At 70.3% G+C, this 12,550-nt stretch carries 12 protein-coding genes; 8 read left to right on the plus strand and 4 right to left on the minus strand.

Going from position 1 to position 12,550, the window contains the following annotated elements; genetic code table 11:
- Positions 1-23: 23 nt before the first annotated feature.
- From ACWGJP_RS07075 to ACWGJP_RS07085, 3 genes are read left to right on the plus strand one after another with little or no spacing between them, the layout of a single operon-like run.
- Positions 24-704 (plus strand): signal peptidase I, encoded by a 681-nt coding sequence (locus ACWGJP_RS07075; RefSeq protein ID WP_452329042.1) that lies wholly within the window; start codon positions 24-26, stop codon positions 702-704.
- Positions 701-1,423: a hypothetical protein gene (locus ACWGJP_RS07080; protein WP_452329043.1), complete on the plus strand. Its 723-nt coding sequence runs from the start codon at positions 701-703 to the stop codon at positions 1,421-1,423. Before ACWGJP_RS07075 ends, ACWGJP_RS07080 begins: the two co-directional genes overlap by 4 nt.
- Complete coding sequence (locus tag ACWGJP_RS07085; protein WP_452329044.1) at positions 1,416-3,164, plus strand: choice-of-anchor G family protein; 1,749 nt, start codon at positions 1,416-1,418, stop codon at positions 3,162-3,164. Before ACWGJP_RS07080 ends, ACWGJP_RS07085 begins: the two co-directional genes overlap by 8 nt.
- A 48-nt stretch (positions 3,165-3,212) precedes the next feature.
- Here ACWGJP_RS07085 and ACWGJP_RS07090 read toward each other — a convergent pair whose 3' ends face one another.
- Positions 3,213-4,538, minus strand: a complete 1,326-nt coding sequence (locus ACWGJP_RS07090; RefSeq protein ID WP_452329045.1) for an MATE family efflux transporter — start codon at positions 4,536-4,538, stop codon at positions 3,213-3,215.
- Positions 4,539-4,831: 293 nt separating this feature from the next.
- Here ACWGJP_RS07090 and ACWGJP_RS07095 point away from each other — a divergent pair, with 293 nt between their 5' ends.
- The 3 genes from ACWGJP_RS07095 to ACWGJP_RS07105 all read left to right on the plus strand — a co-directional run bounded on the left by ACWGJP_RS07095 (position 4,832) and on the right by ACWGJP_RS07105 (position 8,458).
- On the plus strand, positions 4,832-5,374 hold the full coding sequence (locus ACWGJP_RS07095; protein ID WP_452329046.1) for a DnaJ family domain-containing protein: 543 nt from the start codon (positions 4,832-4,834) through the stop codon (positions 5,372-5,374).
- A gap of 65 nt (positions 5,375-5,439) precedes the next feature.
- Positions 5,440-7,404, plus strand: coding sequence for a M13 family metallopeptidase (locus ACWGJP_RS07100; protein ID WP_452329047.1), 1,965 nt, complete (start codon positions 5,440-5,442; stop codon positions 7,402-7,404).
- A 115-nt stretch (positions 7,405-7,519) separates the two neighbouring features.
- On the plus strand, positions 7,520-8,458 hold the full coding sequence (locus ACWGJP_RS07105) for a serine hydrolase (protein ID WP_452329048.1): 939 nt from the start codon (positions 7,520-7,522) through the stop codon (positions 8,456-8,458).
- Position 8,459: 1 nt separating this feature from the next.
- Here ACWGJP_RS07105 and ACWGJP_RS07110 read toward each other — a convergent pair whose 3' ends face one another.
- Positions 8,460-9,257 carry a TspO/MBR family protein gene (locus ACWGJP_RS07110; RefSeq protein ID WP_452329049.1) on the minus strand — a complete coding sequence of 266 codons (798 nt, stop codon included), beginning with the start codon at positions 9,255-9,257 and terminating at the stop codon, positions 8,460-8,462.
- Positions 9,258-9,335: 78 nt separating this feature from the next.
- The gene (locus ACWGJP_RS07115) at positions 9,336-9,815 is read right to left on the minus strand and encodes a MarR family winged helix-turn-helix transcriptional regulator (RefSeq protein ID WP_452329050.1); all 480 of its coding nucleotides are present in this window, start codon (positions 9,813-9,815) and stop codon (positions 9,336-9,338) included.
- 95 nt (positions 9,816-9,910) lie between these two features.
- Here ACWGJP_RS07115 and ACWGJP_RS07120 point away from each other — a divergent pair, with 95 nt between their 5' ends.
- Positions 9,911-10,534, plus strand: a complete 624-nt coding sequence (locus ACWGJP_RS07120; RefSeq protein WP_452329051.1) for an NADPH-dependent F420 reductase — start codon at positions 9,911-9,913, stop codon at positions 10,532-10,534.
- 169 nt (positions 10,535-10,703) lie between these two features.
- Positions 10,704-11,099, plus strand: coding sequence for a hypothetical protein (locus ACWGJP_RS07125; RefSeq protein WP_452329052.1), 396 nt, complete (start codon positions 10,704-10,706; stop codon positions 11,097-11,099).
- 4 nt (positions 11,100-11,103) lie between these two features.
- Here the strand turns inward: ACWGJP_RS07125 and ACWGJP_RS07130 are convergent, their stop codons facing one another.
- A complete protein-coding gene (locus ACWGJP_RS07130; RefSeq protein WP_452329053.1) occupies positions 11,104-12,543 on the minus strand; it encodes an MFS transporter in 1,440 nt (479 codons plus the stop codon).
- Between the last annotated feature and the right edge of the window lie 7 nt (positions 12,544-12,550).

The raw sequence follows: 12,550 nt of genomic DNA on the forward strand, positions 1-12,550 counted from the left end.
GCCTCCCGCGCTGACCGAAGACGATGACGCATCCGGCCGCATCGACCGCGCACCGGCTTCTGGCGCGCACCGTCACGACGCTCCTCGTCGTGGCGGTGCTCGCCATGGCCGGATGGTTCGCGTTCTCTGCGGCGACGGGCGCGACGATCATCGTCTTCCGCACCGGGTCGATGAGCCCGACGATGCCGCAGGGCGCGGCCGCCGTGTCCCTGCCGGTGGATGCCGCGGAGATACGCGTGGGCGACGTCGTGACCGTTCAGGGAGATCAGGGACTGCCCATCACGCACCGAGTGGTCGAGGTGCGCGAGCCCGCAGCGGCGACGGCAGGCATCCCTGACGGTGCGAGGGAGCTCGTGCTCAAGGGCGACGACAACGAGACCGTCGATGTGCGCCCCTCCGTCGTCGAGAACGCGCGACGTGTCGCGCTCGCGGTGCCGTTCGTCGGCTCCGTGATCATGCTGCTGCAGTCGCCGGTCGGGATGGGCACCCTGACGGTGCTCGCCGGTGCGATCGCGACCTGGGCGTTCTGGCCGCGGCGTCGGCCGCAGGAGGAAGCCGCGCCTGACGTGCGGGAGGACGCGGATGCTGACGCGACAGCGGAAGTCGGTGCCGAGGAGGCGCCGGCGGCTGCCGTCGACATGGAGTCGGCGCCCGCCCCGCCGCAGACCAGGCGCGAACGCCGAGAAGCGGGGATGCTCGCATGACCAGGGTGACGGTGAGCGGTGCGCGAGCGCTGACAGCGGCGTGTGCCGCGGTGTGCGTGCTGCTCGTGCTGGCCGGTTCCGCCCTGATCGCGACCCGGGCGTGGGCGGAGTGGTCGGAGGTCGCCGAGACAGGACAGCCGGGCTATCTGTCACTGCGCAGCGACCCAGGCACGCCGCAGTGGTCGAATCTGCGACCCGGCGACTCGCGCGCGTGGCTCATCGAGGCATCCCTCGCGGATGCGCCTCGCGCGAGCCTGGACATCGAGCTGCACGCCGAGGGCGAGCTCATCGATGCGGGCAGGATGACGGTCAGCGTGACCGGCTGCTCTGAGCCCTTCAGCGACGCCGGCGAGCCTCGGTGCGGTGGTGTCGAGGAGATCGTGGTGAGCGAGGAGCCTCTGGCCGCGGTCGGGGCGGCAGATGCCGCCGTCCATCCGCTCCTCGAGCTGCGCGCCGATGCGCCGCGGTACTTGCTCGTGGTCATCGCGCTCGCCGCGTCGGCATCGCAGGACGAGACGGCGGGCGCCTCGGCACGCATCGGCGTCGGCCTGCACGTGCAGGGGGAGACCGAGGACGAGGGCGGAGTGCTTCCCTCCACGGGTGGCGATCTCGGCGATCTCGTCCCGGTGGCCGTGCTGGCGGCGGGCATGACCGGGCTCGGCCTGACCGCCCTGCTCCGTCGGCGCTTCGTGACCGCGCGAGAGGTGCGTCATGGCTGAGCGGGCAAGGATGCTCCGGCGGTTCTCCGCGGTCGCGATGCTGGCGTCCGCGGCGCTGATCGTGCAGGCATCCGTGATCTCGAACGCCTCCTGGAACGATGCGGAATGGACGAGCGCTCCGCTGTCGGCCGTCGACTGCGCCGCGCCGGACGACGCCTTCGCGACGCGCGGCGAAGGACGGGCGCTCAGCGGGGCCCTCCTCGGCATCGACCTCGACAGCCTGGCCGAAGCCTCTGGTGTCGAGGTCACGAACGACGGCAGCCGCGCGGTGCATACGCCCGCAGGGGCGAACCCTGCGACCGGGCCGGATGCCTGGGCGAATCCGCTCAACGTCACCGCGCTCAGCGCGGTGAACGTGAATCTCGGCGGAGGCATCCTGCAGCTCCCGTTGAACAACAGCACGGGCGTGCTCGGGCAGTACGGACAGGCGCAGGACACCGGCGTCTCAGCCGGCGCCGGCGGATACGTGACCGACACCGGCGGCATCGGCCTCGAACCCGGCAACGGGTATCCGGAGCTCGCGGAGCTGAAGCTGTCGCAGCTCCTCGCGCAGATCAACCCGGCCGTCGCCGGCGCGCTCAGCGGAGTGACCGATGTCTCCCTCGAGGTCGGCGCCGTCGCCGGCCGAGCGATGCTCGACGGATGCGAGACGGCGTGGTCGGGCGCCTCGGCGCTGGCCTCCTCTCTGTCGCGCGAGTATCTCGTCGCCTCTGCCGACACCGTGATCACCTCGCCGACGGTCGGCGGTTTGGTCACCGGGCTGAGCGGGATCATCACCTCGCTGCAGGCGACCGTCGACACGCTCGAGACCACGTTGCGCACGACGATCAGGGACGGGATCGCAGGGCTGCTCAGCGGCGTGCTCGGAACCCTGAGCCTGGGCAGCGTCACGATCGACTCCTTCATCCTCACCATCGACACATCGGCGGTCGCGGCTCTGCTGACGACGACGATCGCGGACGACGCCGGGATCGTGAGCATCGATCTGGGAGATGGGACCATCACGGTCGACACCGCGGCGCTCCTCGGCGCGGCATACGGCGAGAGCGGACGGTCCGACCTGAACGGGCTGGATCCGAACACCGATCTGCTCTCGAACCCCGCCGTGCTCACGGCGCTCACCGACGCACTCACCTCGGCGCTGGACGACTGGGTCATGGATGTGGATGCCGCCCTGCAGGCGGCGATCGACGGCATCCGCGTGCAGCTCGGGGCGACCGTCGTGCTGCGCCTGGCCGTCGTGAACGTCGCCACGATCGCCATCGGACTCGACGCGCCTCTTGGCACGCTCGACACCGCGGTCGTCGATGTCGACGCCTCGCTCCTGGGCGGCCTCATCTCCCTGGACCTGCTGGATCCGCTCGTGGAGGCACTCGTCTCCGGTGTCGGAGGCCTCGTCGGAGGGATCATCGAGGGCGCCCTGCCGACCGTGGCGAGCCTGGTGCAGGCGCTCGACGCTCCGGTCGCGGCCGTGCTGAACGTCGTGTCCCTCGTCTACAGCACGCTCTACCTCAGCGGCGTCGTCTCGCTCGTGGTCAACGCGCAGAACGATCCGCTGACGGGGGCGGCGGAGCCGGCGGACTGGGCAGCGCTCCCCGACGGCCGCTACGACGTCGCGGCGCTGCGGATCGGCGTGCTCGGTGCTCTCGCGGCGTCGGACGTCCGCCTCTATCTCGGACGCGGGTCGGTGGGTGCGGTGTGTTCGCTCGCGCAGGCGCCCGTCGACTGCGCCGGATACTGACGGGACGACATCGGGCGCTCGCGGGGCTCTGGCGATGCGCGGCGCAGGTCAGACGACCTGGGCGAGCCATCCGCCGGTGCGCACCCGCCACCCCAGCGTGAGCAGCCGTGCGCAGAGGTACACGCCGAAGAAGACCACCGCCAGCCAGATCAGGCCGGCCGATCCGCTCACACCGGTGAGAGCGACGATCCACAGCGCGGGCAGGAACGGCACGAGATTCAGCCCGCCGGCGATGGCGAGGTACTTGGCGTCGCCGGCTCCCATCAGCACGCCGTCCAAGACGAAGACGACACCGGCGATCGGCTGAGCCACCGCGAGCACGACCAGCGCGGGCTGGATGAGGGCTGCCAGTTCGGGGTCGCCGGTGAACGCCAGCCCGATGACGGGGGAGAGCACGCCGATGACCACGCCGACGATCACTCCGAACCACGCGCCCCAGGCGACGGTGCGCGCCAGAACCCGGCGGACCAGGCGTTCGTCGCCCTCTCCGAGCCCTCGGCCGACGAGCGCCTGGGCGGCGATGGCCAGAGCATCCAGGGCGAAGGCCGCCGCGGAGAAGATCGTGAAGACGACCTGCCAGCCGGCCAGCTCGTCCGTGCCGATCCCGGTCGCGACGCCGACCGTCACGAGCAGGGCGGCGCGCAGGCTCACCGTTCGCAGGAAGAGCCACCCGCCCGACCGCGCGGAGCCCTGCACGCCCTCGCGCTGCGGGCGCACCGAGGCGTTGTGCCTGCGGGCGAGTCGGCCGACGATGAGCACGTAGGCGAGCACCATCGCCCACTGCGCGGTGACGGTGCCGGCGGCGGAGCCCGCGATGCCCCAGCCGAGGGGATAGATGAAGAGCCAGTTGAGCGCGGCGTTGGCGCCGAAGCCGCCTCCGGCGATCCACAGCGGGGTCATGGTGTCCTGCATCCCGCGCAGCAGCCCCGTCGCGGCGAAGACGATGAGCATGGCGGGCAGACCCCACATCGAGATGGTCAGATACGTCTCGGCCTGGGCGGTCACGGCATCCGTCGCACCGAACAGCGAGACGAGCCAGGGCGACGCCATCGCCCCTGCCGCGGCGAGCACGGCGCCCAGCCCGAGCGCCAGCCACATGCCGTCGATGCCGACCGAGACGGCGTCGCGGTGGTCGCCGGAGCCGAACCGGCGCGCGACGGCCGGTGTCGTCGAATAGGCGAGGAAGACCATCAGGCCGACGATCGTCTGCAGCACCGCGCTCGCGATGCCCAGGCCCGCCAGAGGTGTCGCGCCGAGGTGTCCGACGAGCGCCGCATCGACCATGAGGAAGGCGGGCTCCGCGACGAGGGCGCCGAGAGCGGGAACGGCCAGGCGCAGGATCTCGCGATTGAGGGATGCTGCGCGCGCGGTCACGCTCCGAGCCTATCCGTGGCGTCCGACACCCCCGCGCCGCGGCCGTCGGTTGCTCCTTCTCCGCGGTGCGTTCTCGATCTCCCCACCGCGCGCGTCGATGCGGGATGGAATAGGCCCCGGAGCCTGCGCTCTCGGGTGCTTATTCGATCTTGCATTTGGCAACGACTGCGTGCTCGGGTGCTTATTCGATCTCGCATCGGGAGGGTGGGGTGGGCGACGGCGGGTGAGGGGGAGAGAGCAGGTGCGGAGGGGTAGGGGCGTAGGCTGGGGGAACCGGCATCCGGAGGTGGACGATGGACGATCCTCGTGGCGCAGCGGCTCGCTACTGGGCCAGGCAGACCGGCGCGCAGGATGCCGATCCCGCGCCCTCGCCCGTGACCCTCACCGCCGAGAACAAGCACGAGTTCGTGGAGAGCGCGATCCAGGTCGCGATCCGCCGTGGTGATTTCGACGACCTCCCCGGAGCGGGCAAGCCGATCGAGGGGCTCGGCACGCATCATGACCCCGACTGGTGGATCCGGCGCAAGATCGAGACGGAGAGCCTCACCGGGCTCGGGCCTCCGGCCCTGATGCTCCGCGTCGAGGACCGCGAGCTCGACGACCAGCTCGACGGGTTGACCCGCGAGGACGATGTCCGCGCTGTGCTGGAGGACTTCAACCGCCGCGTCGTCGAGGCCAGGCGTCAGCTCCTCGGAGGCCCGCCCGTCGTCACCCGCACGCGCGACGCGGATGCCGAAGTGGAGGCGTGGCGCAGGAGAAGAGCGGCGAGGGCCGCGTCGGCCTCCTCCGACGAACAGGAGGCTCCTCGGCGGAGGAGCTTCTTCCAGCGGCGCTGACACGGACGGCGTTGCACGCGCGCGGAGCATCCGCTCTGTCGGTGCCTCGACGTAGGCTGTCACCCATGACCGATGTTCTTCCCGCAGGCCTCGCCATCGACGACTTCAGTGCAGAGATCCGACCGCAGGACGATCTCTACCGCCATGTCAACGGGGCGTGGATCGACCGCACGGAGATCCCCGACGACAAGGCCCGCTGGGGGTCGTTCCACCTGCTCGCGGAGCAGGCCGAGAAAGACGTCCGCGCGATCATCGAGGAGTCGCAGGATGCCGCCCCCGGCACCCTCGCCCGCAAGATCGGCGACATGTTCGCCAGCTTCATGGACACCGAGCGCATCGCCGCCGCCGGCGTGCAGCCGCTGTCCGAGACGCTCGCCGAGATCTCCTCGATCGACTCGATCGCGGAGTTCCTGCGCGTGATCGGCACCTACGACCGTGACGGGCGCGCCGCCGTCATCGGCGTCTACGTCGATGGCGACCCCGGCAACCCGGAGCGCTATCTGCCCGTGCTCGTGCAGGCCGGGCTGTCGCTGCCGGACGAGAGCTACTTCCGCCTGGAGAACTTCGCCGAGACACGGGATGCGTACCGTGCGCACCTCGAGCGTCTCCTCGCTCTCGCCGGTGTCGAAGACGCAGCGGGGCAGGCCGAGCGCTCGATCGCGCTCGAGAACGAGCTCGCAGGTCACCACTGGGACAACGTCCGCAGTCGCGACGCCGTCGCCACCTACAACCTCACCAGCTGGGACGAGCTCCAGGCGCTCGCCGGCGTCGATCTGACACCGTGGCGCGACGCGGTCACGCCGTCCAACGCCGCGGCGTTCGACGAGGTGGTCGTCGCGCAGCCGAGCTTCATCGAGGGCCTTGGCGCGCTCCTCGTCCCCGAGCGTCTCGACGACTGGAAGGCATGGCTCCGCGCCAAGGTCGTGCACGCCGCGGCACCGTACTTGACCGACGACCTCGTGCAGGAGAACTTCTCCTTCTACGGCACCGAGCTGACCGGCGTCCCCACGATCCGCGAGCGCTGGAAGCGCGGCGTCTCCGTGACAGAGGGCGCGCTCAGCGAGGCGATCGGCAAGGTCTACGTCGAGCGGCACTACCCCGCCGACGCGAAGGCGGCGATGGACGAGCTCGTCGCCAACCTCATCGAGGCGTACCGGCAGAGCATCACGGAGCTCGAATGGATGAGCCCTGAGACCCGCGAGAAGGCGCTCGCCAAGCTCGACGCCTTCACCCCGAAGGTCGGGCACCCCGAGGTGTGGCGCGACTACTCCACGCTCGAGATCGACGCCGCCGACCTGTTCGGCAATGTCCGCCGCGCCAACGTCTTCGAGCACGACCGCAACATGAACAAGGTCGGCCAGCCCATCGATCGCACCGAGTGGCACATGCCCCCGCAGATGGTCAACGCCTACTACAACCCGTCGATGAACGAGATCGTGTTCCCCGCGGCCATCCTGCAGTACCCCTTCTTCGACGCGTCCCGCGACGCGGCGGCCAACTACGGCGGCATCGGTGCGGTGATCGGGCACGAGATCGGGCACGGCTTCGACGACCAGGGCAGCCGCTACGACGGCGATGGCAAGCTCGAGGACTGGTGGACCGACGCCGACCGCGCCGCCTTCGAGGAGCGCACGAAGGCGCTCATCGCCCAGTACGACGCGCTCGTGCCGGTCGGGCTCGATGCGGAGAACCACGTCAACGGCGCCCTCACGATCGGCGAGAACATCGGTGACCTCGGCGGCCTCGGCATCGCCTTGAAGGCCTATGAGCTGTCGCTCGCGGGCGAGGAGGCGCCGGTCATCGACGGCTACACCGGCGTGCAGCGCCTCTTCCTCTCCTGGGCTCAAGCCTGGCAGCAGAAGAGCAGGGATGCCGAGACGATCCGTCTGCTCACGATCGACCCGCATTCGCCGAACGAGTTCCGCTGCAACCAGATCGTGCGCAACATCGACGCGTTCTACACCGCATTCGGGGTGGGTGAAGGGGATGCCCTGCACCTGCCGGCTGCGCAACGCGTGACGATCTGGTGAGCATTCGCCGAATCCGATGATCGTGACCCCCGAACGGGGGTTACGATAGCCGTGCTGCTGGGGAGCATGCTCCCCGCGGTGATCCCCCTCCACCCTTTGCTGGGAAGGAACACCCGTGGGCTCCCCCCTCCCCTCGGTCCCCGAACCCGTCGACGGCGCGCCCTCCCTGCCGTTGCGGCGTTCGCAGCGTCCGACCCGGCGCCTGCCGCGGCGCGCAGCGATCGGTCGGCGATCCTTCACCTCGACGCTGCGCGCTCTCGAGGAGCTCGTGGACGCTGGTGCGCAGGTGTCCGTGCACGTGGTCGACCTCGACAACGGCAGCCACGTGCTCTCCGGCGACGACCACGTCACGATGCCCATCGCCGGGCTCGGGGTGGTCCCGTTGCTCATCGAAGTCGCGGCGGGTTTCGAGGACGGCAGTCTCGATCCGCTCGAGATCGTCGAGCGGTCGGCTGTCGAGCAGGTGACCACGTCCGGCGTGTGGCGGCACCTGCGCGCTCCGGCGCTCCCTCTCGTCGACCTGGCCGTGCTCGCGGCGACGGCGGGAGACCCGATCGCCGTCAATGCGCTGCTGCAGCGGGTCGGTCACGATCGCGTCAGGGCCCGCATCGAAGGCCTGGGTCTCACGCGAACGGCCATGCTCGACCGCTTCCGCGATCGGCGGGGGCCGGACGACGCGCCCCAGGTGGCGGTCGGTTCGACGCGCGAACAGGCTGGGCTCTTCTCGGCGCTCGTGAACTCCGAGGTCGTCGATGCGGCCGTCAGCGCCCAGGTCTCCGAATGGCTGAGCCTCAACCACGATCTGAGCCTCGTCGCCGCACCCACCGGACTCGACCCGTTCGCGCACGATCATGATCAGCACGGGCTGCTCTTCATCAACAAGACAGGGCGCGACCGCGGCGTGCGCGCCGAGGCCGGCGTGCTCGCCGGCCCTCGCGCCGGTGTGTCCTACGCCCTCATCGTTTGCTTCGACGACCTGTCGATCGCCCATCGGCTCCGCGCCCACGACGCCTTCCGGGTGCTGGGCACCGAGCTCATGGAGTACACGCACTGATTCACGTCGTCGCGACGCGGTCCGCTTTCCTTCGTGAGACGGCGACGATTCCTGCCACGAGGATGACAACAGCGACGACGACGGCGGCGATCCCGATCGGCGTGCTCTGCGGTTCTCCGCCGATGCGGCCGACGGCCACCCAGGCGATGCCCCAGCTCGTGGCGAGCGCGGGGGTCAGCCGCTGCGTCACCAGAGCGGACACCGTGCCGATGGCGGCGACCACGACGAGCACGATGACGCCCAGAGCGTGACCCTGCGCACCGATCTCCTCCGGCAGCACCTGGGCGAGCCATGCCGCCGCGTTCGCGACCGTCGCGATCGTGACCCATCCGAAGTGCAGTCCGCTGACGCCCTCGGTCAGTGCGGTGTCGGCGAAGCCGGTGGCATCCGTGCGACCGAGCAGCACGATGATGCGGGCGAGCACCGCGAGGAGACCCGCGATCACGAGCACGGTGGAGAAGAGCGGACCGAATCGGGCCGCCACCAGCCAGAGCCCGTTGAGCACCATCGAGGCGGCGATCCACCACCCGACAGCGCGCTGACGTTCGTCGGCCCGTCGTGCCGGCAGCGCCTGCCAGATCGTGTAGGCGGCGAGGCCGACATAGATGAGAGTCCAGATCGCGAACGCCGGTCCCGCCGGCGCCAACGGCGAGCCCTGTGCCGAGAGCGCGCCGTCCTGCAGCTCCGCGACCGGCTCGCCGCCGAAGGCGCCGCCGCCGACGGCGGCTCCGATCAGCATGAACGTCGCCGCCGAGATCACGCCCGACTGCCTGAGGATGTCACCGTTTCGAGATCTCATGCTCCGACGGTAAGCGGTGATCCGATCATCCGCCCTGGCCTTGACGCGACAGAACGCCGCCGATAAGGCGCAGACGTCTCACTCGCGCTGCGGGCCGAAGCGATGCTGGGGGTCGAGCCCCGCGACGATGGGGGCGAGGGCGTCGGCGAGGGCCTCGAGCTGCTCCTCCGAGAGGTGGTCGAGCACGAGCCGGTGCACGGTGTCGAAATGTCCTGGTGTGGCGAGCACGGTCTGCCGGCGGCCCTCGCCGGTGAGCCTGATCTCGACGGTGCGCCGATCGACTGCGCTTTCCGAGCGTTCGATGAGGCCGCGTTCGCGCAGTCGGCTGACGACCTTGGATGCGCGGGGGAGTGTCGCGTTCGTCGCGGCCGCCAGGTCGCTGAGGCGCATGGCGCCGCTGCGCAGCAGAGTGCCGAGCAGCATGAACTCGTAGTGCGTGAGGTGGGCGTCACGCTGGAGCTGGGCGTCGAGCGCTGCGGGGAGCAGTTCGGCGGTGGAGATCAGCGAGATCCATGCGCGCGATTGCGCCGCTGTCATCCTGGTGAGCTTTCCGGCCATGGCTCCATTCTGCCGGGAATAGTTGTCACGGCAAGCACGTTGACATCATTAGTTGCCGAAGCAACAATGCTGCGGCTCAGACGAAAGGCAATGCAATGACTGCGATCACCGTCATCGGAACGGGGAACATGGGCCAGGCCATCGCGGGGCTCGCCCGCAAGGGCGGCGCGAGCGTGCAGATCCTGGCGCGCGACATCGAGAAGGCGGGCAGCGCCGCAGCACCCATCGGTGCGGCAGCCGGTGTCGTCGGCGACGCCATCACCGGCGAGGTCGTCGTGCTGGCCGTGCCCTATCCGGCGCTCGCGGACATCGCTGGGCAGTACGGCGAGCAGCTGACCGGCAAGGTCGTCGTCGACATCACCAACCCGGTGGACTTCGCCACCTTCGACGGGCTCGTCGTGCCGGCGGACTCCTCGGCGTCGGCCGAGCTGGCGGCATCCCTTCCCGGCGCTCGCGTCGTCAAGGCGTTCAACACGAACTTCGCCTCGTCGCTCGTGAGCGGAGAGCTCGGCGGAGAGCCGACGACGGTGCAGATCGCCGGTGATGACGACGCGGCCAAGAAGGCGCTCGCCGACGTCGTCGTCGCCGCCGGACTCCGCGTCGCGGATGCCGGAGCGCTGAAGCGTGCCCGCGAGCTCGAGGCCCTCGGGTTCCTGCAGATGGTGCTGGCCGTCCGCGAGCAGATCGGCTGGACCGGCGGCTTCGCCGTCCGCGCCTGACGCCGGGTCGGGTGCTCCACGGCATCCGTACCCCGACCGTTCCGGGGGCCGACGCGCCAACCGTCGGACGGATCCGCCCGTTCCGTCCGACATCTGGCGTGTGGGCCCCCGTACTGCGTCGCCCACGCGGCGGCGGTCGCCGGCGTGCGGCGGGGGATAGGGTCAGGGGATGATCGCATCCGAGGGGACCCCGCACCGCAGAGACGACGGGGAGCTCCTCGGCTGGATCCATCCCGCCGGCGACGCCTGGGTCGCTGTGGATGTGCTCGGCCGCCCGGCATCCGACGCCGTCGACTGGCTGGAAGCAGAGGCCGCGCTCGAGGAGCACGGTCTCGCCTGGCTCGCCGATCCGTGGATGCTGGAGGGCGAATCCGAGGCGCCGCTGCGCGTGCGGATCGTCGAGGTCACGCCCACCGAGGCCGGCCGTGCCGGTCGCATCGTGGTGAAGATCGACGATTTCGGCGACGTGAGCCGCCCGGCATCCGAGCCCTTCGTGCTGCCGTGGCCACTCCCGCCCCGTCTGCGCGTGCCGCAGCCCGGTGACCCGGATCCTCGCGTTCTCTGAGCCGTCAGGGCAGCGAGGGATGCTGCTCGGCCGCCCGCTGCTTCGGGATGAACAGCGAGAGGATCACGGCCACGATGCCGGCCGCGATCGCGAGCCAGAAGCACACCTCGAAGGCGTCGCGGGTCGGGACCGCCACGCCGTCGACGTTCACGCTCATCGCGGCGAGCACGCCGCCCATCACCGCCGACGCGCTGGAGGTCCCCACCGAGCGGAACAGGGCGTTCAGACCGTTCGACGCGCCCGTCTCGTTCGCGGGGACCGATCGCATGATGATCATCGGCATGGCGGCGAACGTGAACCCGATGCCGACGCCGATCAGCGCGTTGGCGACGAGGATGTGCCAGACCTCGGTCGACCACAGCAGCACGAACACATAGGCGAGCACGATCGCGAACGCGCCGCCGGTGAACAGCGGACGAGGGCCGATGGTGCGCTCCAGCCAGCCCGACAGTGGCGAGATCACCATCATCACGAGGCCGGCAGGCATGACGACGAAGGCCGCGGTGACCATGTCGAGCCCGAAGCCGGAGCCGGTCTCGACGGGGAGTTCCAGCATCTGCGGGAAGGTCACGTTCGAGGAGAACAGTGCGAAGCCCATCCCGATCGCGGCGATGTTCGTGAACAGCACCGCGGGGCGGGCGGCGACGCGCAGATCGAGCAGCGGGTCCTTCGTGCGCAGCTGGTACCAGCCCCAGGCGAGCAGCACGAGAACACCGCCGATGATGCAGGCGAGCGTGACCGGGGCGGTCCAGCCCCATTCCGCGCCGCGCGAGACGAAGAGCAGGATGCCGGTCAGGCCGATCGCCAGCCCGAGCGCGCCGAGGAGATCGAGTCGACCCGGTGAGCGCAGCACGTCTTCGGGGACGAACAGCCAGACGAGGACGAGACCGACGACCCCGAGGCCGGCGGCGAGCCAGAACAGCGCATGCCAGTCGGCGTTCAGCGCCAGGTAGGCGGCGAGCGGCATCCCGATCGCGCCTCCGACGCCCATCGTCGCGCTCATCAGAGCCACGGCGGTGCCGAGCCGGCGCGGCGGGAGGACGTCGCGCATGATCGCGATGCCGAGAGGGATGACGCCGGTCACGCCGCCCTGCAGGCCCCTGCCGATGATGACCCCGACGATCGAGCCCGAGACGGCGGCGATCACCGAGCCGAGCACGAGCAGCGCCATCAGCACCACGACGACCCGGCGCTTGCCGTACATGTCGCCGAGGCGGCCTGAGATGGGCGTGGCGATCGCGGCGACGAGAAGGGTGATCGTGACGACCCACGTGGTGTCCTCGCGCGAGGCGTTCAGCAGCGCGGGGAGCTCGGCCTGGAGGGGGACGACCAGGGTGAACATGAAGGACGAGCACAGCCCGGCGAAGGCGAGGACGGCGACCGTCGTCCACTTCGGAGGGGTGTGCGAGAGGCGCCTGCGTGCTCTGTCGTCGCCATCTCCCACCTGTTCA

The organism is Microbacterium sp. NPDC055903 (assembly GCF_053615555.1).